This is a genomic window from Streptomyces sp. NPDC043861 (assembly GCF_056435905.1).
The window spans coordinates 511535-534935 of the sequence record NZ_JBWKDP010000001.1; the positions used below are offsets into that span (position 1 = coordinate 511535).

Here is a 23401-nt window from a genome sequence, read left to right on the forward strand (position 1 = left end):
CGTCGTCGGTTGCTGCTTTCCAGGTCAACGATCACTTCGGCCGTCACATTCCCGCGGGCGAAGCCGGCCGGAACCGCCACGGCCATGGAATCATTGACCGTGTTCCGTCATGACTCGCACTCCTCGCCGGTCCGGGAGAGACCTGCCGGTCCGCGCGGGGACGACGGGGGACGGACGGGGGTGCGGTGCCCGGGATGAGGCGTCCTGGAGAAGCGCCTGTCGGCTCAGCCGTACAACGCGTCCACCTCGGCCGCGTAGGCCTTCTCGATCGCCTTCCGCTTCAGCTTCAGCGACGGAGTCAGCAGCCCGTGCTCCTCGCTGAACGGATGCGCGAGTATCCGGAAGGTCCGGATGGATTCGGCCTGTGACACCAGCGTGTTGGCGGCGACCACCGCCCTGCGGATCTCCTTCTCCAACTCCGGGTCCCGCACCAGCTCGGCCGGCGGCATCGGTGCCCTGTTGTGCATGGCCAGCCAGTGCTCGACCGCTTCCTGGTCCACGGTGACCAGCGCCGCGATGAAGGGCCGGTCGTTGCCCACGACGATGCACTGGGCCACCAGCGGATGCGACCGGACCCGCTCCTCGAGGCCGACGGGCGAGACGCTCTTGCCGCCCGAGGTCACCAGGATCTCCTTCTTCCGCCCGGTGATCGTCAGATAGCCGTCCTCGTCCAGCGCGCCCAGGTCACCCGTCGCCAGCCAGCCGTCGTTCAGCACGGCGTCGGTCGACTTCGGATCGTTCAGATAGCCGGAGAAGACCTGGCCGCCGTTCACCCACACCTCGCCGTCCTCGGCGATATGGATCGTCGTCCCGGGGATGGGCTGCCCGACCGTCCCGTACTTGGTGCGCTCCGGAGGGTTCGCCGTCGCCGCAGCGGTCGACTCCGTGAGCCCGTACCCCTCGAACACGGTGACACCGGCGCCCTCGAAGAAGAGACCGAGCCGGCGGTCCATGCCCGAACCTCCGGACATCGCATGGCGGACCCGGCCGCCCATCGCCTCCCGGACCTTCTGGTAGACCACCTTCTCGAAGAACTGGTGCTGCAACCGCAGTCCCGCCGAGGGCCCGGGACCGAGACCGAAGGCCCGGTGCTCCATGGCCTCCGCGTATCGCACCGCCACATCGGCCGCCTTGTCGAAGGGCCCCGCCTTGCCTCCCGCCTCCGCCTTGCGCCTGGCCGCGTTGAAGACCTTCTCGAAGATGTACGGGACGGCAAGGATGAACGTCGGCCGGAAGGACGCGAGATCGGGCAGCAGTGCGCTTGCCTGCAGCACGGGCTGGTGGCCCATCTTGACCCGGCCGCGTACCGCTGCCACCTCGACCATCCGCCCGAAGACATGCGCGAGTGGCAGGAAGAGCAGGGTCGCGGCCTCGTCACCCGGCTTGGAGTGGAACACCGGCTCCCAGCGCTCGATGAGCGTGTCGGTCTCGTACATGAAGTTGGCGTGTGTGATCACACAGCCCTTGGGGCGGCCCGTCGTCCCCGATGTGTAGATCACGGTCGCGACCGACTCGGGCGTCACGGCCCGCCGGTGCCGGTGCACGACCTCGTCGTCGATGTGCGTGCCCGCCGCGACCAGTTCGGAGACGGCCGCCTTGTCGAGCTGCCAGAGACGGTTCAGCTGCGGGAGCCGGTCGATGACCGAGCCGATCGTCATCGCATGGTCCTCCTGTTCGACCATGCAGGCAGACACCTCGGCATCGTGCAGCATCCAGTAGACCTGCTCGGCGGACGAGGTGGGGTAGACGGGTACGGACTGCGCGCCCACCGTCCACAGTGCGAAGTCGAAAAGGGTCCACTCGTATCTCGTACGGCACATGATCGCGACCCGGTCGCCGAACCGCACGCCCTCCGCGAGCAGGCCCTTGGCGATGGCCAGCACCTCGTCACGGAACTCGGCGGAGGTCACGTCGCGCCATTCGCCCTGCTCGTCCTTGCGGCCGAGGGCAACCCGGTGCGGATCACTGAGGGCATGGTCGAACACGACATCCGCCAGTCCGCCGACAGGGGGTGCCATCGCCAAGGGTGGAACCGTGAACTCACGCAATGACCTGCTCCTTGTGGCGCTCCGCACAGCGCCGGTGACGGTACCCCACCGCGCCTGCGCGGGGGAGCCCCTCGAGCAACTCGGCACATATCGCATAGCTGCTGGTCAGCCGTCCAAATCCGGCCATGAGGGCAAGCGTTGGGCGGAGTTCTGACCGAAGAGTCAGTAGCGTCCGGAGGAATCTGCACCGAATCTGTACGCGGCAGACACGCCCGCTCTACGCCGGCCTGAGGTCGGCCTTCACACCGGTGCGGCCGGGCGGTGCAGCCGGTCTCCGCCCGCGAGGATCGAGGTGGCCAGCGCGTCCGCGGCCTGCCGGGTGCCCTGCGGTACGCCCGCCCGGTGGCCGTGGAGCAGGACGAAGTCCACGTCGCCGAGCTCGGGCAGGCCGGCCCGGGCCGGGACCGGGGAGAGGCCCGGTGGGATCAGCCCGCGGGTGTGGGCCATGACGCCGAGGCCGGCCCGGGCCGCTGCGATCAGACCGCTGAGGCTCGTGCTCGTGCAGACGATCCGCCATGCGCGCCCGTGCGCCTCCAGGACCTCCAGTGCGCGGGCACGGGTGATTCCGGGCGGCGGGTAGACGATCAGCGGTACGGGGCGCTCCGGGTCCAGCCGCAGCTGGGGTGCGCCGATCCAGGTCAGGGAGTCCTGCCAGACCAGCTCGCCGTGGCCGCCGCCGGCAGGGCGTTTGGCGAGGACGAGGTCGAGGCCGCCCGCCGCCAGTTGCTCGTGCAGCGTGCCGGACAGCTCGACCGTCAGTTCCAGGTCGACCTCGGGATGGTGGCGGCGGAACGACTCCAGGATCTCCGGGAGCCGGGTGAGGACGAAGTCCTCGGAGGCGCCGAAGCGAAGGCGCCCGCGCAGCCGCGTGCCCGTGAAGAAGGCGGCCGCGCGCTCGTGCGCATCCAGGATGGTCCGGGCGAAGCCGAGCATGGCCTCGCCGTCCTCCGTGAGCTCGACGCTGTGGGTGTCGCGTGTGAAGAGCCGCCGGGCCGTGGCCTCCTCCAGTCGCCGCACATGCTGGCTGACCGTCGACTGCCGCACGCCGAGCCGCCGGGCGGCCCGGGTGAAGCTCAGTGTCTGGGCGACCACGAGGAACGTACGCAGCTGGGCGGGGTCGTACACAACTCCAGACTAGCCGTGGTCATCGGAGAACGTGATGACAGTAAGAGTGGTGTACGGGATTCCCGATCGAGCGGGCCACGGGGACGATGGAATGCGCCTGACCTGGTACCGAGAGCAAGTGGAGCATATGAGCCGCCGCACCGCCCCGCGCCTGCCGTCCTGGCTGCCGCTCGACCCGTACGTCCTGGCGCTGCTCGCCACGGTGCTCCTCGCGGCACTGCTGCCTGCTTCGGGTACGGCGGCCACGGTCACCGACGGGGCCGCCACCGCGGCTGTCGGACTGCTCTTCTTCCTCTACGGTGCGCGGCTGTCGACCCGGGAGACGGTGGCAGGGCTACGCCACTGGCGCCTGCATCTGACCATACTGACCTGCACGTTCGTGGTCTTCCCGCTTCTCGGGCTCGCCGTGAACGCCGCGGTTCCTCATGCCCTGACACCGCAGCTCCACAGCGGACTCCTCTTCCTGTGCCTGGTGCCTTCGACGATCCAGTCGTCGATCGCCTTCACCTCGGTGGCCCGCGGCAACGTGCCCGCCGCGATGTGCGCCGGGTCCTTCTCCAGCCTGGCGGGAATGGTTCTCACCCCGTTGCTGGCCGCGCTGCTCCTGGGGGCGGGCGCGGGCGGCTTCTCCGCCGGTTCTCTGCTGAAGATCGTTCTGCAGCTGCTGGTGCCGTTCCTGGCGGGGCAGATGCTGCGCCGATGGATCGGGGGTTTCCTGGCCCGCCACAGGAAACTCCTCGGCCAGGTGGACCGCGGCTCGATACTGCTCGTGGTCTACACGGCGTTCAGCGAAGGCATCGTCGCCGGCGTCTGGCACCAGGTCACGCCTGGACGACTTGGCGTGCTGCTGCTGATCGAGGCGGTCATCCTGGCCGTGATGCTCACTCTGACCCGGTACGGCGCCGAGCGGCTCGGCTTCGACCGCGCGGACCGCATCGCGATCCAGTTCGCCGGGTCCAAGAAGAGCCTCGCGGCCGGGCTTCCCATGGCGAGTGTGCTCTTCGGCGCTCAGGCGAGTCTCGCCGTGCTGCCCCTGATGCTCTTCCACCAGATGCAGCTGCTGGTCTGCGCGGTGATCGCGAAGCGGTGCGCCAAGGATCCACGGCTCCCGGCGCCGGCGGCTCCGCACGCGCCGGCCCGTGAGCCGTCCGCCCATGTGCCCGGCTGAGCGCCCCCGGGGCAAACCCCGCCCCTCCGGAGGGCGGAGATCTCCGGCCGGACAGCGTGCCGTGATGTCCGTACCGATGCCCGCGGCAACGCGCCCGTTCCCGTCGGTCCGACGGATGAGGCGGAGCCGCAGGCGCCGCCGGCCGCGCCGAAGCCGTACGGACCCGGCGTGGGGCCCCGTCCCGCGGCCGGCCTCGGCCCCTACTCGTCGGCGCCGCGGGCACCATGGTGGCCCCCGTCCCCGTGAACAGCGCGCCGTTCGGATCGGCTGGGCGGGCGCGGGACGACGAGGCCATTTGGACGACATCCTCGCCTGCCGGAGGCCGGAGGACCGGGGCTCGCCGAGCCTCCGCCACCCTGTCCGCTCCGGCTGATCGTGCCGCCCCCGGCACGCCCCCGCGCAACGCGCTGACCGGGCCCGCACGACGGGAGACCCGGACGGCGCCGAGCCCCTCACACCTCCGAACGCAGGGCGATGCGCTCCTCGCCCGCGTACACGTTCATGTCGGGCCCGCGGAGAAAGCCGACCAGCGTCAGCCCCGTCCCGGCGGCCAGATCCACGGCCAGCGACGAAGGCGCCGAGACCGCCGCGAGCACCGGGATGCCGGCCATCACCGCCTTCTGCGCCAGCTCGAACGACGCCCGGCCCGACACCAGCAGGATCGCCCGCGACAGCGGCAGCCGATCCTCGCGCAGCGCCCGGCCGATCAGCTTGTCGACGGCATTGTGCCGTCCCACGTCCTCGCGGATGTCGAGCAGCTCGCCGTCTTCCGAGAACAGCGCGGCGGCGTGCAGCCCGCCGGTTCGGTCGAACACCCGTTGCGCGGCCCTCAGACGGTCCGGGAGCAGGGACAGCAGCGCGGGCTCGACCCGCAGACGGGGGCTGTCGGCGATCGGGAAGCGGGTGGTGGTGCGCACGGCGTCGAGGCTCGCCTTACCGCACAGACCGCACGACGACGTCGTGTACACATTGCGTTCCAGGGTGATCTCCGGGACCGGCACGCCGGGAGCGAGCTGCACATCGACGACGTTGTAGGTGTTCGAGCCGTCTTCCTGCGCACCCGCGCAGTAGACGATGGACCGTACGTCCGCGGCCGAGCCGATCACGCCCTCACTCACCAGGAAGCCGGCCGCGAGCGCGAAGTCGTCGCCCGGTGTGCGCATGGTGATCGCGAGCGGGCGGCCGTTCAGCCGGATCTCCAGCGGCTCCTCGGCGACCAGCGTGTCAGGGCGGGCGGTTACGGCCCCGTTCCTGACCCTGATGGTGCGGCGGTGCTCGGTGACCCGTCCCATGATTGATCAGACCCGATTCTGTGTGCGTGGGAGCCGAAGCGTCGTACGGCGGGATGACCTTGAGCGTCGCACGGCGAGATGACCTTGTCGTTCTCATTGTCCTGGACGGGCGGGGCGTCCGGCACCCCGCCGCCGACGGGGTGCGGCCGGCAGGGCATGTGGGAGCGTGGAGGAAAGACAGCCCCGCAGAACGGACAGGAGTGAGCGATGGCCGGCGAGATCTCCTTCTTCGAACTCGGCGTGGACGACGCGCAGCAGGCCCGCACCTTCTACGGAGGCCTCTTCGGCTGGACCTTCGAGGCGGTCCCCTCGGGGACCGGCTTCTCGATCGGCACACCCAACGTCCCCGGGGGCGTCCACGGGGCCGACGCCGAGGCGAGCCCCTATCTGTTCTTCAGGGTCGACGACCTCGACCTCGCGCTCGCCAGGGTCGTCGAGTTGGGCGGTACGGTCGAGCCCGGCCCCGGCGGCACGGACGACGAGGACCCCGCCACCGTGGCGCGCTTCGGACGCTTCCGCTTCTGCCACGACGACCAGGGCTCGCCGTTCGGCCTTCACGAGCCTCCCGCCGGCGCGACCGGCGCCGCCTGAACCGCTGCGGGAGTCTCCAACAGGCCGGTCGGTTTCCTGTGGGATCACCCGCCCCCCTACCCGTGAGTCGCTGACGAGACTGGAACGCTCCGACACCGACGACAAAAGGGGGACCCCGGGCATGACCGGCACGCGAATCGCCGCGCTCGGGCACTACCAGCCCGCCCAGGTACTCACCAACGCCGACCTGGCGGCCATGGTCGACACCAATGACGAGTGGATCACCAGCCGGGTCGGGATCAGGACCCGCCATGTGGCCGGACCCGACGAGCCCGTGGACGAACTTGCTGCCCATGCCGCGGCGAAGGCGCTCGCATCCGCCGGGCTGGCGCCCGCCGACATCGACCTGGTCCTGGTCGCCACCTCCACGGCGACCGACCGCTCTCCCAACACCGCTGCCCGTGTCGCCGCCCGCCTCGGGATGGCCGCGCCCGCGACGATGGACCTCAACGTCGTGTGCGCGGGTTTCACCCACGCCCTTGCCACCGCCGACCACGCCGTGCGGGCCGGTTCCGCGGCCCGTGCGCTGGTGATCGGCGCCGACAAGATGTCCGACGTCACGGACTGGACCGACCGCAGCACCTGCGTACTCGTCGGCGACGGCGCGGGGGCCGCCGTGGTGGAAGCGTGCCCCGATGCGGCCGGGGCGGGCATCGGACCGGTGCTGTGGGGTTCGGTCCCGGGGATGGGTCACGCCGTACGGATCGAGGGCATGCCGCCCCGCTTCGCCCAGGAGGGCCAGACCGTCTACCGCTGGGCCACGACCCAGCTGCCCCCGATCGCCCGCGAGGTGTGCGAGCGGGCCGGGGTCGCCCCCGAGGACCTCGCGGCCGTCGTCCTGCACCAGGCCAATCTGCGCATCATCGAGCCCCTGGCCCGGCGCATCGGCGCGGTGAACGCCGTCGTCGCCCGTGACGTCGTCGAATCCGGCAACACCTCGGCTGCCTCCATCCCGATGGCCCTCGCCAAGCTGGTGGAACGCGGCGAGGTCGCCCCGGGCGCACCTGCGCTGCTCTTCGGCTTCGGCGGCAATCTGTCCTACGCGGGTCAGGTCGTCCGCTGCCCGTGAACGGCAGGGCGGTCCGCCGCCCGTGAACCGCAGGGCGTCCGCCGCCCGAATGGGCATGGCCATGACCCCCTTGCACGACGGCACCTGTCGAATGGGTGTGCGGGACGGGGGTGGGAGCGGCCCTGGGCGAGCACTGGCACTCCTCGGGGCGGAAGGCGCCCTGGAGGTGCGCGGCGGCCCACCCCTGACGCATCCTTGCTGTGTGACCTGGTACGGCGCGGCCAGGCGCGGCCAGGCCCGGGAGGACAGGCCGAAGCGCGGGCCGGGCAAGAGCGGTGTCCACCGCCCGGACGAGCTGGACCTGGTGCTCGCCGAGGCCGCGGTCAATGCGATCGGTGCGGTCGGTGGCTACGCCGGCGGGGTGTACCTGCGCTCGGAGACGCCGGGGCTGCTACGCCTGGCCGTGTTGGTGGGACTGCCCGGTGAGCTGTTCAGGCCCTGGTGGCGGATGCATGTGAACCGCCCGTTCCCCGTCGCCGAGGCGTTCCGCTCGGGAAAGGCCATCCATCTCGCCGATGCCGAGGATGCGATGCGCCTGTTCCCGCAGCTCATGGCCGGACTGCCCTTTCCGTTCGGCTCGCTGTACGCCCCCGTCCACAGTGGCAGTGACCGGTTCGGAGTCCTTGTGGCGCTGCGACCCGCCACAAGCGGCGAGCCGGTCGGAGAGGCCGACCGCCGCCGTTTCGACGATGCGGCCGAGCGACTGGGTACCGCCCTCGCCCGGCTCGAGTCACGGGGGACCCATGTCCGCTGGGCCGGCGAACCCGTCGTCGCCCAGGCCACCGAGGGTGCGGGGCCCCCGTTGCGCATCGGCCGCTTCGAGTGGGACCTCGGGAGCGGCCGGCTGACCGCGGACGCCGAACTGTGCGACATCCTCGGCATCGAACCGTCGCGCTTCGGCGGCACGATCGATGCTCTGGCGGCGGCCGTGGACCCCGAGGACGTGCACCAGTTGTGGGCGGTCGCTCAGCAGCCGGACCAGGACGACGGATCCGTGAGCCGCAGGCTGCGGTTGCGGCGTGCCGACGGCTCCGCGTCGCTCGTGGAGTTCATGGGACGGTTCGACCGCCGGTCCGGGGATGCAAAGGGCGCCACCGGCAACGGCACGGACAGCGACGCCGGAGGGGGAGCAGTCACAGGGGCGGATTCCGGTGCGGGCTCGGGAGCGGACCGGGACGTACCCGGGGAGGGCCACCAGGAGACGGCCCGGACAACACCGCCCGGCACCGGCGGAGGACGGCGGCTGACCGGGTTCGTCGTCGACCTGGGCTCGGGGGCGACCGCGGGCGAGGCGGGCGACCGCCTGCCCGAAGGCCTGTTCTCCCTCGACAGATCCGGACGGATCACCTATGCCAACCGCAGCGCACTGGCACTGCTCGGCGGCACGCGCCAGGAGCTGACCGGGCGGGTGCTGTGGGAGGCCGTGCCCTGGCTGGACCGGCCGGCGTACGAGGACTACTACCGTGCATCGCTGCTCTCGGACGAAACCGTCGACTTCCAGGTCCGGCGGCCTCAGGGGGACTGGGTCTCCCTCGTCCTCCACCCCGGACACCACGGCGTGACGGGCCAGATATCGGCTCTGGACCATCCTGGCCACGAGCCCGGTTCCGTCGCTCGGCCGGGCACCGGGAACCGGCAGTTCGCCTCCCCGGCCGACCGGGCGAGCGCGCTGTACCGGCCGGTCGCCCTGGCCATCGCGCTGACCGAGGCCATCACTGCCCGTCAGGTGTCCGCCGTCGTCACCGAGGAACTGCTGCCCGCGTTCGGCGGCCGTCAGCTGGCCATCTACGTCCTGCACGAGCGGCATCTGTATCTGGCCTGGGAGACCGGCTTCCCGCCCGGCTTCCTCGAACCCTTCGACGGGGTGGGGCTCGACGCCCGGCTGCCGGGAGTGGAAACGCTCACCACCGGGCGTCCGCTCTTCTACGAGTCCATGCAGCAGCTGGGCGCCGCGTACCCCGGTATCCCGATGGACGCCTCCGTCGGCGCCCGCGCCTTCCTGCCGCTCATCGCCTCGGGCCGCCCGGTGGGCACCTGCATCCTCGGTTTCGACCAGCCGCGGGGCTTCGCCCCCGAGGAGCGCACGGTCCTCACCGCGCTCGCCGGACTGATCGCACAGGCACTCGCCCGCGCGCAGCGGTACGACACGGAGGCGGCACTCGCCCGGGGCCTCCAGGACGCACTGCTGCCGCGCAGGCTTCCCGTGCTCGAGAACGTGGAAACCGTCGCGCGCTATCTCCCCGGCACGCAGGGAATGGAGGTCGGCGGCGACTGGTACGACGTCATCGAGACGGGCCAGGGCATCGCGCTCGTCATCGGGGACGTGCAGGGCCACGGCGTTTCGGCTGCCGCGACCATGGGCCAACTGCGCAGCGCGGTACGAGCGTTCGCGCTCGCCGGCCGGGAACCGCAGGAGGTGATGAGGGGCACCAACCGACTCCTCATCGATCTCGATCCCGGCCAGTTCGCCACCTGCTGCTACATCTGTCTCGATCTGGACTCCGGGGTCGCCCAGGCCGTACGCGCCGGGCATCCGCAGCCCCTGCTGCGGATGCCCGACGGACGGACCGAGGTGCTGGAGCTCCCCGGCGGAGTCGTTCTGGGTGTGGACACGGACGAGACGTATCCCGTCAGCGAGCTCACCATCGATCCCGGGGCGGTGCTGGCCCTGTTCACCGACGGGCTGATCGAGCGTCCCGGCAAGGACATCGACCATGGCATCGAGCGGCTGCGCAGCACCCTCGCCCGGGCCGGAGGGACGACCATCGCCGATGCCGCCGACCGCCTGATCCGCGAGGCACGCCAGGCCACGGACCGGCCCGACGACATCGCGCTGCTGCTCACCGCGCGCTGGTCCGCGCTCGATTCCGACCGGACCCTGGGCGGCCCGGCCGGTACCTGACCCGGCTGCTGGTGCTGTGACCGGATGGGTTCACCGGCTCGCGACGCCCTGCACGGCACTCCCCGCACGCGCACCGACACCACAACGCCGGGCGGCGCGAGGGCGCTCCGAAGGCTTTGTCCTGGGTGTGGAGAAAGTTGTGATGCATTGCTGCTCGACTTCTTCCCCGCCGGGGACGGCGCTGCTACGTTCCCCTCGAAAGCCCGACGGAACAGGCCGGCCCCGGAGCCGACCGGGGTTCCCCATGCCGCAAGCCGGAGGAGGGGAGGGAACGTGAGACGAATGACGGCTCGACCCGCCAATGCGCATCAGGCGCGACTGCTGAAACTGTTGCGTGATGGTGGCCCCAACTCCCGTGCACAGCTGGGGGACCAGGTCGAACTCTCGCGCTCCAAGCTCGCCGTCGAGGTCGACCGGCTGCTGGAGACCGGCCTTGTCGTCGCGGACGGCCTCGCCGCCTCACGCGGCGGGCGGCGATCGCACAACATCCGGCTCGCGCCCGGCCTGCGTTTCCTCGGCGTCGACATCGGGGCCACCTCGATCGATGTCGCGGTCACCAACGCCGAGTTGGAGGTCCTCGGGCATCTCAACCACCCGATGGACGTCCGCGAGGGTCCGGTCGCCGTCTTCGAGCAGGTCCTCGCGATGGCCGCCAAACTCAAGGTGTCGGGGCTCGCAGAGGGCTTCGACGGGGCCGGGGTCGGCGTTCCGGGCCCCGTCCGCTTCCCCGAGGGCGTTCCCGTGGCGCCCCCGATCATGCCCGGCTGGGACGGATTCCCGGTCCGTGAGGCTCTCAGCCAGGAACTCGGCTGTCCGGTCATGGTCGACAACGATGTGAACCTCATGGCCATGGGGGAACAACACGCGGGAGTGGCACGGTCCGTCGGTGACTTCCTCTGCGTCAAGATCGGCACGGGGATCGGCTGCGGCATCGTCGTCGGTGGCGAGGTCCACCGGGGCACGACCGGGAGCGCGGGCGACATCGGCCATATCCAGGTCGAGCCCTACGGGCGCGCCTGTGCCTGTGGCAACAAGGGCTGCCTGGAAGCGCACTTCAGCGGCGCCGCGCTGGCCCGTGACGCGGAGGAGAGCGCCCGTACGGGACAGTCTCCGGAACTCGCCGCGCGGCTGGAGGCGGCAGGGAAGCTCACCGCCGTCGACGTTGCCGCGGCGGCAGCCGCCGGTGACGCCACGGCACTCGACCTTGTCCGCGAGGGCGGCAACCGCGTCGGCCAGGTCATCGCCGGGCTCGTCAGCTTCTTCAACCCCGGCCTGGTCGTGATCGGCGGCGGTGTCACGGGCCTCGGACACACCCTGCTCGCCAGTGTGCGCACCCAGGTCTACCGGAAGTCGCTGCCACTGGCCACCGGCAATCTTCCGATCGTGCTGGGCGAACTGGGCCCCGCTGCCGGAGTGATCGGCGCAGCCCGGCTCATCAGCGACCATCTGTTCTCCCCGGCCTGACCTCTCGGACCGGCGGCCCGCACCCCAGCAGACCCCGGAGCGCCGCAGCCATCGCGGATCATCGCAACGGCGCACCACAACGGCGCACCACAACGGCGCACCACAACGGCGCACCACAACGGCGCACCACAACGGCACCGTGCACCGCGACCGGCACACCGCGGTGCACCGCAACGGCACAGCGCACCGGTACCACCCCGCCCGCTCACCGGCCGCAGACTCGCCGAGGGGATTCGTCATGGCACCAGAACCACCACCGCCATCGCCGACGCCATCCGCACCGCCGCTCCTCACCATGTCCGGGATCACCAAGTCGTTCCCCGGTGTCCGCGCCCTCGACGGGGTCGACCTCGATGTCCAGGCGGGCGAGGTCCACTGCCTCCTCGGCCAGAACGGCGCCGGCAAGTCCACCCTGATCAAGGTGCTCGCCGGAGCGCACCAGCCCGACGACGGACGGATCACCTGGCGCGGTGACCCGGTTTCGCTCAGGTCGCCCATCGCCGCGATGCGCCTCGGCATCGCCACCATCTACCAGGAACTCGACCTGGTCGAGGGCCTGTCCGTGGCCGAGAACGTCTTCCTCGGCCATGAACCGACTTCGGCCGGGTTCGTCGTCCGTGGCCGGGAGGCCAGACGGTCCACCGCCGCACTCCTGCGCCGCCTGGGCCACCCCGAGATCGACCCCGTCCGGGCCGTGGGTGAACTCTCCGCCGCCCAGCAGCAGATCGTCTCGATGGCCCGCGCGCTCTCCCACGACGTACGCCTCATCGTCATGGACGAGCCTTCGGCGGCCCTGGACCCCGATGAGACTGCCAATCTCTTCCGGATCGTCTCCGACCTCACCTCCGACGGCGTCGCCGTCGTGTACATCTCCCACCGCCTGGAGGAGATCCGGCGTATCGGCGACCGCGTGACCGTTCTCAAGGACGGCCGGGCGGTGGCCTGCGGACTGCCGGCCGAGGGCACCCCCACCCGTGACATCGTTGCCATGATGACCGGTCGCAGTGTCGAGTACGTCTTCCCCGACCGGCCCCGTGAACCTCCCGCCGGCGCACCCGTCCTCCGGGTCGAAGGGCTCACCAGGAAAGGAGAGTTCGCCCTCGTCGACCTCGAGGTGCGCCCTGGCGAGATCGTCGGTCTGGCAGGGCTCGTGGGCTCCGGGCGCTCGGAGATCCTGGAGACCGTCTACGGCGCGAGGCGGGCCGACGCGGGCCGCATCACCGTCGACGGCCGTTCGCTCAGGCCCGGCAGCGTACGCTCCGCGGTCCGGGCGGGTCTCGGACTCGCCCCCGAGGAACGCAAGGCCCAGGGTCTGCTGATGCTCGAGTCCGTCACCCGCAATGTGTCGGTGTCCTCCCTCTCCCGCTTCTCGCGCGGCGGGTGGATCAAGCGGAACGAGGAGCGACGGGCCGCCCGGGAGGCGACGCGGGAGCTGTCGCTGCGCCCGGACGACCCCGACGCCCGTATTCGTACCCTCTCCGGCGGCAACCAGCAGAAGGCCGTTCTCGCCCGCTGGCTGCTCAAGGGTTGCCGTGTCCTGCTGCTCGACGAGCCGACCCGTGGTGTCGACGTCGGTGCACGCGCCGAGCTCTACGCGGTGATCCGGCGTCTCGCCGGGGAAGGCCTGGCCGTCCTCCTGGTCTCCAGCGAGGTGCCCGAGGTCCTCGGGCTCGCCGACCGGGTCGTCGTCCTGCGCGAGGGCCGGGTCGTGCACACGGCCCCGGCCCGGGATCTCGACGAGCACCGTGTACTGGACCTGGTCATGGAAGGCAGCTCCTCCGGTCGGTCCGCCGGGCCGAACGCCGGCGCACGTCCGCGAAGGGAGTCCCAGTGACACAGCAGCAGGTGCCGTCCGCGCCGCAGGACGGCACAGGCCCCGCACATGGCGGGGGAGGAGGGCCGGCCGGTCCCGCAGCCGCCAGGACCTTCGCCCGGGCCGGCGGCGGCCGGGCACTCGGACTGCGTGCCGACGTCCGCAACCTCTCCCTCCTGGGCGTCCTCGCCGCGCTGATCGCCGTCGGAGGCCTCACCAGTCCGGACACCTTCCTGGACACCGTCAATCTCCAACTGGTGCTCACCCAGGCGTCCGTCATCGGTGTCGTCACGGTCGGCATGACGTTCGTCATCACCAGCGGCGGCATCGATCTGTCCGTCGGTGCGATCGTCGCCCTCGCGTCGGTGTGGGCGACGACGGTCGCCACCCAGGAATACGGTTTCGCCGGCATCCTCTTCACGTCGGTCGTCGTCGGCCTCGGCTGCGGACTGGTGAACGGGCTGCTCATCGCGTACGGGGGGATGGTGCCGTTCATCGCGACCCTGGCCATGCTTGCCTCGGCGCGCGGCCTCGCGCTCCAGATCACCGAGGGCAGAACACAGATCGTGACCGTGCAGCCGGTACTCGACCTCGGTGTCCCCGACGCGTACCTGCTCGGGGTGCCGCCGCTGGTCCTGGTCTTCGCCGCGGTCACGGTGATCGGCTGGCTGCTGCTGAACCGGACGACGTTCGGGCGCCGTACCGTCGCCGTCGGCGGGAACGCTGAAGCCGCCCGCCTCGCCGGTATCGATGTCCGCCGCCAGCGGCTCCATCTCTATCTGCTGTCCGGGCTGTGCTGCGGAATCGCGGCCTTCCTGCTGATCATCCTGTCCGGATCAGGCCAGAACACCAACGGCAACCTGTACGAACTCGACGCCATTGCCGCCGCGATCATCGGCGGCACCCTGCTGAGCGGCGGCCGCGGCACCATCGTCGGCTCCGTCCTCGGTGTCCTCGTCTTCACCACGATCACCAACATCTTCGCCCTCAGCAATCTGCAGAGCGACGTTCAGCAGATAGCCAAGGGCGCGATCATCGTCGCCGCCGTGCTGGTCCAGCGCCGGACCTTGCGCGGCGACGAGACCTGACGCACCACACACACCACACGCACCCCCCGCACCACGCGCACCACCGCCCGGCCGGGTCCCCCGCCCGCACGCCCGATCCCGAAGGGTTTCATCGCCATGCCGGAAATCCCCTCCACCAGCCGCAGAGGACTGCTCTTCGGCACCGCAGCCGTCTCCGCCGGCGCCCTGCTCACCGCGTGCACCAGCAACGAGCCTTCGAGGAAGGAAGCGGCCGCCGACGACGCGGCGGCCGTCGACGACAAGCCGGGCAGGCCGGTCACCATCGGCTTCGCCGGACCCCAGGCAGACCACGGCTGGCTGAACGCCATCAACGAGAACGCCAAGGAGCGTGCGAAGAAGTACTCCGATGTGACCCTGGAGATCACTGAGGGCTCGAACGACACCGCCACCCAGATCGGCCAGATCCAGACGCTCATCAACAAGAAGGTCGATGTGCTGGTGATCCTTCCGGCCGACGGCAAGGCCCTCACCCAGATCGGACTTCAGGCGATGAAGGCCGGGATCCCCGTGGTCAACCTGGACCGGATCTTCGCGTCCCCGCAGGCCTACCGCTGCTGGATCGGGGGCGACAACTACGGGATGGGCCTCAACGCAGGCCGCTACATCGGTGAACGGCTGAGGGACAAGCGGGACGCCAGGGTCGTCGAGCTCGCCGGGATGGACAACCTGGAGCTCACCCAGCAGCGCACGCAGGGCTTCGACGACGCCCTCAAGAACTACCCCAACATCACGAAGGTCGCCCGCCAGGCGGCCGAGTTCACCGTGGAGTCCGGCCAGGCCAGGATGGCCCAACTGCTGCAGGCACAGAAGAGGTTCGACGCCCTGTGGAACCACGACGACGACCAGGGAGTGGGCGCCCTGCGCGCGATCCAGCAGGCCGGCCGCAGCGATTTCCTGATGGTCGGCGGTGCGGGTGCCAGATCCGCGATGGACGCCATCAAAGCCGACAAGGGCGTACTGAAGGCGACCGTCCTCTATCCGCCCACGATGTCCGCATCGGCCGTCGACCTGGCGCGGGCGCTGGCCCAGGGCAAGGGCGTCGGCGGGCTGGCGGAGCTGGAGATCCCGGCCTCCATCACCCTCTACTCGGGCGTCGTCACCAAGGAGAACGTCGACGACTACCTGCCCACGGGCTTCAGCTGAGCCGCGCCGGCCCGCCCCCACCGAGCAATCGACGAGGAGGAACCCGCATGGAGCAGAGGGACAGCGATGCCGGAGAGGCCGGTGGCACCGCCGGATCCGGCGCGGGCGGTGCTGCCAGTGGTGTCGGCGGAACCGGCAGCTCCCCAGGGGCAGGTGGTGCCGTCGGCTCCGGCCGCGCGGCCCCGACTGCGCTCGGCGTCGGCATGGTCGGGTACGCGTTCATGGGAGCCGCGCACTCCCAGGGCTGGCGGACCGTGGGCCGAGTCTTCGACCTGCCGGTGCAACCGGCCCTCGCCGCGGTCTGCGGCCGTGACGCCGCAGCTGTCCGGGCCGCGGCGGACAAGCACGGCTGGGCAGCCGTGGAGACCGACTGGCGTGCCCTCGTCACCCGGGACGACGTACAGATCGTGGACATCTGCACACCGGGCGACAGCCATGCGCAGATCGCGATCGCCGCGCTGGAGGCGGGCAAGCACGTCCTGTGCGAGAAGCCCCTGGCCAACTCGGTGGCCGAGGCCGAGGCCATGGCCGCGGCGGCCGAAAGCGCCAGGGCGCACGGCCAAGTGGCGATGGCCGGCTTCAACTACCGGCGCGTACCGGCGATTTCCTACGCACGTCGACTTATCGGCGACGGACGGCTCGGATCCCTGCGCCATCTCAGGTTCACCTATCTCCAGGACTGGCTGGTCGACCCGGACTTCCCGCTCACCTGGCGTCTCCGGCGCGAGCACGCCGGATCAGGGGCGCTCGGCGATCTGGGTGCCCACATCGTGGACCTTGCCCAGTATCTGGCGGGGGAGCCGCTGGTCGGTGTGTCGGCGCTGGCCGAGACATTCGTACGGGAACGGCCGCTGCCGGCTCGTGCGTCGGCCGGGCTGTCGTCACCGGGCGGCTCCGGCCGGGGAGCGGTCACGGTCGACGACGCGACCCTGTTCACCGGCCGGCTGGCCTCGGGGGCGCTCGCATCCTTCGAGGCCACCCGGATGGCGTCCGGGCGCAAGAACGCGCTGCGGTTCGAGATCAACGGCGAACGGGGGTCGCTCGCCTTCGACCTGGAGCGGCTCAACGAACTGTCCTTCCACGACAACACCGAACCCGCAGCGGCCTCCGGCTTCCGGCGGATCCTGGTCACCGAACCCGACCATCCCTATCTGGGGGCCTGGTGGCCGCCCGGCCACGCGCTCGGCTACGAGCACACCTTCACCCACCAGGCACGCGACCTGGTGCACGCCATCGCCGAGGGCACCGAACCGGCCCCGACGTTCGCCGACGGGCTGCAGGTGCAGCGGGTGCTCGCGGCGGTGGAGGAGAGCGCGGAGAAGAACGCTGTCTACACAACCGTCCCCGTCTGAGGAGGTCCTCGCCGTGCCACGCCCCTTCACCCTCTTCACCGGCCAATGGGCCGACCTTCCGCTGGAGGAGGTCTGCCGGCTCGCCCGCGACTTCGGCTACGACGGCCTTGAACTCGCCTGCTGGGGGGACCACTTCGAGGTCGACAAGGCCCTGGCCGACCCGTCGTACCTGGACGGGCGCAGGGCACTGCTCGACAAGTACGGGCTGAAGTGCTGGGCGATCTCCAATCACCTCGTCGGGCAGGCCGTCTGCGACCACCCGATCGACGAGCGGCACCAGGCGATCGTCCCCGCGCGGATCTGGGGTGACGGCGAGCCGGAAGGCGTACGCCGGCGGGCGGCACGCGAAATGGCCGACACCGCGCGTGCCGCGGCGGCCTTCGGGGTTCGTACCGTCATCGGTTTCACCGGCTCGTCCATATGGCACCTCGTCGCCATGTTCCCCCCGGTGCCGGAGCGGATGATCGATCGGGGCTACGAGGACTTCGCCGAGCGGTGGGAGCCGGTCCTCGACGTGTTCGACGCGGAGGGAGTGCGCTTCGCCCACGAGGTCCATCCGAGCGAGATCGCCTACGACTACTGGACCACGCATCGTGCGCTGGAGGCCCTCGGCCGTCGACCGGCGTTCGGGCTGAACTTCGACCCGAGCCATTTCGTGTGGCAGGACCTCGATCCGGTCGGCTTTCTCTACGACTTCCGTGACCGGATCTACCACGTCGACTGCAAGGAGGCGCGGCGCCGGCTCGACGGCCGCAACGGGCGGCTCGGCTCGCATCTTCCGTGGGGCGACCCGCGGCGCGGCTGGGACTTCGTCTCGGCCGGGCACGGGGACGTGCCGTGGGAGGACGTGTTCCGGATGCTGCGCTCCATCGGCTACGACGGCCCTGTCTCGGTCGAGTGGGAGGACGCCGGAATGGACCGTCTGATGGGTGCTCCGGAAGCGCTTTCCACCCTGAAGCGCTACGACTTCGATCCCCCGACGGCATCGTTCGACGCGGCGTTCGGGGGTAACGACTAGAGCATCGATGCTGGCCAGGCCCGGTGGTACGAAACGCTGCCGGGCCCGTCCGGCCTGCCCCTTCCCGGCTTTGTCCTCCCTAAGGAGAAAGTTCAACTTCATTGGTGTGCAAGGGCTTTCGGCTCGAGATGAACCCGGCTACCGTCCCTGAGGCGTACAGGACACAGCGCAAGGGGTCGTCCCCGATCTCGACCAGCGTGACGGCGCACGCCGGTCCCCGGAGTTCCCGCGGCACGTCCGCGCGCGGAACCGCACGGCAGCAGCACCCGCCCGTACGACCGGCTACTTCCGGAGGACACACGTGCACAGAACACGGCCCGGAGCAAGCAGAGTCAGGAAGGGACTCGCGCTCCTCACCGGCGGCCTGCTGGCCGCGACGTCACTCACGATGGCCGCCCCCGTGGGGGCCGCCCAATCCGCAGCAGATGCGGGAGGCGCCGCGGCGGCCGAGGTATTCCAGCAGGTCAGCCTCGCCAAGGGTGAACCCGAGGTCGGCGAGCCGATGTCGCTCGCCGTCCTCCCCGACCGAAGCGTCCTGCACACCTCGCGCGACGGCGAGCTGCGCATGACCGACGCCGCGGGCAACACCCGCGTCATAGGAACCGTCCCCGTCTACTCACACGACGAGGAGGGACTCCAAGGCGTCGGCATCGACCCCCGGTTCAGCGAGAACCGTGCGATCTACCTCTACTACGCGCCCCCGCTGGACACACCCACCGGCGACGCTCCCGACGACGGCACGGCGGCGGACTTCGCCGAGTACGACGGGGTCAACCGGCTCTCCCGCTTCGTGCTCAGGGCCGACGGCACCCTCGACAACGCCAGCGAGAAGAAGGTCATCGACATCCCCGCGACCCGTGGCATCTGCTGCCACGTCGGCGGCGACATCGACTTCGACGCTCAGGGCAATCTGTACCTGTCGACGGGTGACGACTCCAACCCGTTCGCCTCCGACGGCTACACCCCCATCGACGAGCGGCCCACCCGCAACCCGGCGTACGACGCCCGCCGCACCTCCGGCAACACCAACGACCTGCGCGGCAAGGTCCTGCGCATCAAGGTCGCCGAAGACGGCTCCTACACCGTTCCCGACGGCAATCTCTTCGCCCCGGGCACGGCAAGGACACGGCCCGAGATCTACGCGATGGGCTTCCGCAACCCGTTCCGCTTCAGCGTCGACAAGAGGACCGGCGTGCTGTACGTCGGTGATTACGGTCCCGACGCCGGTGCGGCCGACCCCGAGCGCGGACCGGCCGGACAGGTCGAGTTCACCCGGGTCACCAAGCCGGGCAATTTCGGCTGGCCCTTCTGCACCGGCAAGAACGACCCCTTCGTGGACTACGACTTCGCGACGAAGGTCTCGGGTGGGACGTTCGACTGCGCCGCGCCGAGGAACGACTCACCGCACAACACCGGTCTCGTCGAGCTGCCGCCCGCCGAACCGGCCTGGATCCCCTACGACGACGGCTCCGTCCCCGAGTTCGGCACCGGCTCCGAGTCGCCGATCGGCGGGCCCGTCTACCACTACGACGCCGCACTCGACTCGCCCGTCAAGTTCCCCGAGGCCTACGACGGCGACTTCTTCGCCGGTGAGTTCGGCCGCCGCTGGATCAAACGCATTTCACACCGCACCGACGGTGCGGTCGAGTCGATCAACCCTGTCGCCTGGACCGGGACGCAGATCATGGACATGGCCTTCGGCCCCGACGGTGCGCTGTACGTCCTCGACTACGGCACCGCCTGGTTCGGTGGCGACGAGCACTCAGGGCTCTACCGCATCGAGAACGCGACGGACGGCCGTTCGCCGGTCGCAGAGGCGGCGGCCGACAGGACTTCGGGCAGGGCCCCGCTGCGGGTCGCGTTCTCCTCGGCCGGCACGAGCGATGCGGACGGCGACGCTCTGACGTACACCTGGGACTTCGGCGACGGCGGTACGTCCACGTCCGCCAACCCGACGTACACGTACCGGAAGAACGGCACCTACACGGCGACCGTGACGGCGAAGGACCCGACCGGGCGAGCCGGCTCGGCCGGTGTCCGGGTCGTGGTGGGCAACACGGCACCCAAGGTGACGCTGGAACTGCCCGCCGAGGGAGCGCTCTTCGCCTTCGGGGACGAGATCCCGTTCAAGGTGACGGTGAGCGACCCGGAGGACGGCCCCGTCGACTGCGCCAAGGTCAAGGTCACCTATGTGCTCGGCCACGACAGCCACGGCCACCCCGTGACCTCCGCCAACGGCTGCACGGGCGCCATCAGGACCTCCGCCGACGGGGGCCACGACCCCCACGCGAACATCTTCGGTGTCATCGACGCCGAGTACACGGACGGCGGGGGCGGCGGCCAGGCCGCGCTCACCGGCCACGATCAGGCACAGCTGCAGCCTCGCCACCGGCAGGCCGAGCACTTCACCGGCTCGTCAGGCGTCGGCGTCATCAACAAGACGCCCGCAAACGGAGGCAGAACCGTGGGCGACATCGACGACGGAGACTGGATCTCCTTCAAGCCCTACAACCTCACCGGCTCCACCAAGCTCACCGCCCGTATCTCCTCCGGTGGCTCGGGCGGCTTCCTCGAAGTCCGCACCGGCTCCCCGGACGGCACCCTGCTGGGCTCGGCGCCGGTACCGGTGACCGGCGGCTGGGAGACCTTCCAGGACATCGACGTACCACTGCGAGCCGTGCCGAAGAGGACCACCGAGCTCTTCCTGGTCTTCAAGGGCGGGTCGGGTGCGCTCTACGACGTCGACGACTTCGAGCTCTCCAGCACACCCGTCGACCGGACCGCCAAACGCGTCCTGGTCTTCACCAGGACCGCCGGCTTCCGCCACGACTCCATCCCGGCCGGCATCGCGGCTCTGAAGGAACTCGCAAGGACCAGCAACATCACGGTCGACGCGACGGAAGAGGCGGCCCAGTTCACCACGGGCAACCTCGCCCGCTACGACGCAGTGGTGTTCCTGTCGACCACCGGTGACGTACTCGACGCCGAGCAGCAGAGGGCGTTCGAGAACTACGTCGCCACAGGCGGCGGCTACATGGGCGTCCACGCGGCCGCCGACACCGAGTACGACTGGGAGTTCTACGGCGGACTCGTCGGCGCGTACTTCGAGTCGCACCCGCAGATCCAGAAGGCGACGGTGCGGGTGGAGGACCGCGCCCATCCGGCCACCTCCCACCTGGACCAGGCATGGGAACGCACGGACGAGTGGTACAACTACCGCACCAACCCGCGCGGTCGGGCCCGGATCCTCGCCACACTCGACGAAACCACCTATCAGGGCGGCACGATGAAGGGCGACCACCCGATCGCCTGGTGCCGGAGCTATCAGGGAGGACGCGCTTTCTACACGGGCGGTGGACACACCACGGAGTCCTACGCCGAACCCGCGTTCCGGCAGCATCTGCTCGGCGGGCTGCGCTACGCCTCCGGGCAGGTCAACGCCGACTGCAGGCCGCAGGCCGGCTACCGGGACCTGTTCAACGGCCGGACGCTGGAGGGCTGGAAACAGGCCGGGCCGGGAAAGTTCGACGTCGTGGACGGCGAGCTCCGGTCCGAGGGCGGCATGGGAATGCTCTGGTACCAGGCCAAGGAGCTCAACGCGTACTCGCTCAGGCTCGACTGGAAGACGGCGGGTGACGACAACTCCGGGGTCTTCGTGGGCTTTCTCGCCTCGGACGACCCCTGGTCCGCCGTGAACAAGGGCTACGAGATACAGATCGACGCCACTGATGCACCCGAGCGCACCACCGGAGCGGTCTACGGCTTCAAATCGGCCGACCTCGAGGCCCGCGACCGGGTGCTGCGACCGCCCGGACAGTGGAACGGCTACGAGATCCGGGTGCAGGGGGAGCGGCTCACCGTCCTCCTCAACGGCGTGAAGATCAACTCCTTTACGAACACGGACCCGGTCCGGAGCCTCAAGGACGGATACATCGGCATCCAGAACCACGGCGCCGACGACCAGGTGTCCTTCCGCAACATCCAGCTCAAGGAGCTGCCCTCGTCGTAGACGGTCCGCGGCTCCGACAGGCCGGCGGCGGGCGGGGACGCCGTACCCCCGCCCGCCGTCCCCACCACCGCATCCAGGGAGGCTGTCCGTGACGAACCCGAACGACCCGACGGTACGCACCGGGATCTGGCTGATCGGAGCACGCGGCTCCGTCGCCACCACCACGGTCACCGGCTGCGCGGCGGTCGCGGCGGGGCTTCACATGCCGACGGGCATGGCGACGGAGACACCGCCGTTCGCCGCCTCCCGACTGCCATCGTTGTCATCGCTGGTCTTCGGCGGCCACGACACGGTCGGCTGCCCGCTGCCGAAGCGGGCCGAACAGCTGGCCGAGGGCGGCGTCCTGCCCCACGGACTGCCGTCGGCGGTGCGCTCCGAACTCGCCGCGGCGGACGAGGAGATCCGCACAGGCGGCCCGCTCCCCGGCGACACCCGCACCGACACGGAAGTGATCGCCGGCTTCGCGTCCGACATCGCATCCTTCCGGCGACGTCACGAGCTCGCGCGAGTGGTCGTGGTGCACCTCGCCTCGACGGAACCCGCCCCGGCCCCGGACTCCACGAGGCAGCCCGCGAGCTCGCTCTACGCCGCGGCGGCCGTCGAGGCCGGCTGTCCCTACGCCAACTTCACGCCCTCCACCGGGTTGCGCACGGCCGCTCTCGCCGATGCGGCCTCCTCCCGGGGACTCCCGTATGCGGGCCGCGACGGCAAGACGGGCCAGACACTGCTCCGCTCCGTCCTCGCCCCCATGTTCGTACAGCGTGCTCTTTCGGTGCGCGCGTGGTCCGGCACCAATCTGCTGGGCGGCGGCGACGGGGCGGCGCTGGCCGACCCCGCGGCCGCCGCCGCGAAGAACGCGGGCAAGGAACGCGTCCTCGCCGACACTCTCGGGACGGCTCCGGAGGGCGAGGTCCACATCGACGACGTCCCGGCGCTCGGCGACTGGAAGACCGCCTGGGACCACATCGCCTTCGACGGCTTCCTCGGCGCCCGTATGGTGCTGCAGACCACCTGGCAGGGCTGCGACTCCGCGCTCGCCGCCCCGCTCGTGCTCGACCTGGCCCGGCTGCTGGCCCGCGCCCACGAAGCGGGGTTCTCGGGCCCCCGTCCCGAGCTCGCCTTCTACTTCAAGGATCCGGATCCCGGCGCATCCGCGGCTCTGCCGGACCAGTACGCGGCGCTGCTGGCGTTCGCGGACCGCCTCCGGGAGAACCGGTGACCCGCGCCCGGCGCGGCATTCTCGGGGCCCTGCGCGGCCTGGTGCGGTCACCCGAGGATGCGGACCCGGTGGCGGCCCGCGGCGCGGCGTCGCCCGGCGG

General features: G+C 70.6%; 15 protein-coding genes. 12 read left to right on the forward strand and 3 right to left on the reverse strand.

The features are described from left to right. Positions 1-224: 224 nt before the first annotated feature. Together AC068D_RS02095 and AC068D_RS02100 are read right to left on the reverse strand one after the other, a co-directional pair. Complete coding sequence (locus tag AC068D_RS02095) at positions 225-2024, reverse strand: AMP-dependent synthetase/ligase (RefSeq protein ID WP_478820978.1); 1800 nt, start codon at positions 2022-2024, stop codon at positions 225-227. A 264-nt stretch (positions 2025-2288) separates the two neighbouring features. Beyond that, positions 2289-3173 carry a LysR substrate-binding domain-containing protein gene (locus AC068D_RS02100; protein WP_478820979.1) on the reverse strand — a complete coding sequence of 295 codons (885 nt, stop codon included), beginning with the start codon at positions 3171-3173 and terminating at the stop codon, positions 2289-2291. A gap of 127 nt (positions 3174-3300) precedes the next feature. On the opposite strand from AC068D_RS02100, the gene AC068D_RS02105 reads away from it, so the two are divergent. Continuing rightward, positions 3301-4341 carry a bile acid:sodium symporter family protein gene (locus AC068D_RS02105; protein WP_478820980.1) on the forward strand — a complete coding sequence of 347 codons (1041 nt, stop codon included), beginning with the start codon at positions 3301-3303 and terminating at the stop codon, positions 4339-4341. A 452-nt stretch (positions 4342-4793) separates the two neighbouring features. Here the strand turns inward: AC068D_RS02105 and fdhD are convergent, their stop codons facing one another. Then, positions 4794-5633, reverse strand: a complete 840-nt coding sequence (fdhD, locus tag AC068D_RS02110) for a formate dehydrogenase accessory sulfurtransferase FdhD (protein WP_478820981.1) — start codon at positions 5631-5633, stop codon at positions 4794-4796. Positions 5634-5840: 207 nt separating this feature from the next. Between fdhD and AC068D_RS02115 the strand changes: the two genes are divergently transcribed. The 11 genes from AC068D_RS02115 to AC068D_RS02165 all read left to right on the forward strand — a co-directional run bounded on the left by AC068D_RS02115 (position 5841) and on the right by AC068D_RS02165 (position 23301). Then, on the forward strand, positions 5841-6224 hold the full coding sequence (locus AC068D_RS02115) for a VOC family protein (RefSeq protein ID WP_478820982.1): 384 nt from the start codon (positions 5841-5843) through the stop codon (positions 6222-6224). A 121-nt stretch (positions 6225-6345) separates the two neighbouring features. Beyond that, a complete protein-coding gene (locus AC068D_RS02120; RefSeq protein WP_478820983.1) occupies positions 6346-7293 on the forward strand; it encodes a beta-ketoacyl-ACP synthase III in 948 nt (315 codons plus the stop codon). A 202-nt stretch (positions 7294-7495) separates the two neighbouring features. Then, the gene (locus AC068D_RS02125) at positions 7496-10195 is read left to right on the forward strand and encodes a SpoIIE family protein phosphatase (RefSeq protein ID WP_478820984.1); all 2700 of its coding nucleotides are present in this window, start codon (positions 7496-7498) and stop codon (positions 10193-10195) included. Between the two features lie 282 nt (positions 10196-10477). After that, the gene (locus AC068D_RS02130) at positions 10478-11659 is read left to right on the forward strand and encodes an ROK family transcriptional regulator (RefSeq protein WP_478820985.1); all 1182 of its coding nucleotides are present in this window, start codon (positions 10478-10480) and stop codon (positions 11657-11659) included. A gap of 295 nt (positions 11660-11954) precedes the next feature. After that, positions 11955-13493, forward strand: coding sequence for a sugar ABC transporter ATP-binding protein (locus AC068D_RS02135; protein ID WP_478820986.1), 1539 nt, complete (start codon positions 11955-11957; stop codon positions 13491-13493). Then, positions 13490-14560 (forward strand): ABC transporter permease, encoded by a 1071-nt coding sequence (locus AC068D_RS02140; RefSeq protein WP_478820987.1) that lies wholly within the window; start codon positions 13490-13492, stop codon positions 14558-14560. Before AC068D_RS02135 ends, AC068D_RS02140 begins: the two co-directional genes overlap by 4 nt. Before the next feature lie 96 nt (positions 14561-14656). Continuing rightward, entirely contained in the window at positions 14657-15703 is a 1047-nt protein-coding gene (locus AC068D_RS02145; RefSeq protein ID WP_478820988.1) for a substrate-binding domain-containing protein, read from the forward strand. Between the two features lie 203 nt (positions 15704-15906). Continuing rightward, positions 15907-17055 (forward strand): Gfo/Idh/MocA family protein, encoded by a 1149-nt coding sequence (locus AC068D_RS02150; protein WP_478821387.1) that lies wholly within the window; start codon positions 15907-15909, stop codon positions 17053-17055. A gap of 13 nt (positions 17056-17068) precedes the next feature. Continuing rightward, entirely contained in the window at positions 17069-18073 is a 1005-nt protein-coding gene (locus AC068D_RS02155) for a sugar phosphate isomerase/epimerase family protein (protein WP_478820989.1), read from the forward strand. A gap of 301 nt (positions 18074-18374) precedes the next feature. Then, positions 18375-22082, forward strand: coding sequence for a ThuA domain-containing protein (locus tag AC068D_RS02160; protein ID WP_478820990.1), 3708 nt, complete (start codon positions 18375-18377; stop codon positions 22080-22082). Between the two features lie 88 nt (positions 22083-22170). Next, positions 22171-23301 (forward strand): inositol-3-phosphate synthase, encoded by a 1131-nt coding sequence (locus AC068D_RS02165; protein ID WP_478820991.1) that lies wholly within the window; start codon positions 22171-22173, stop codon positions 23299-23301. The last annotated feature ends 100 nt before the right edge of the window (positions 23302-23401 follow it).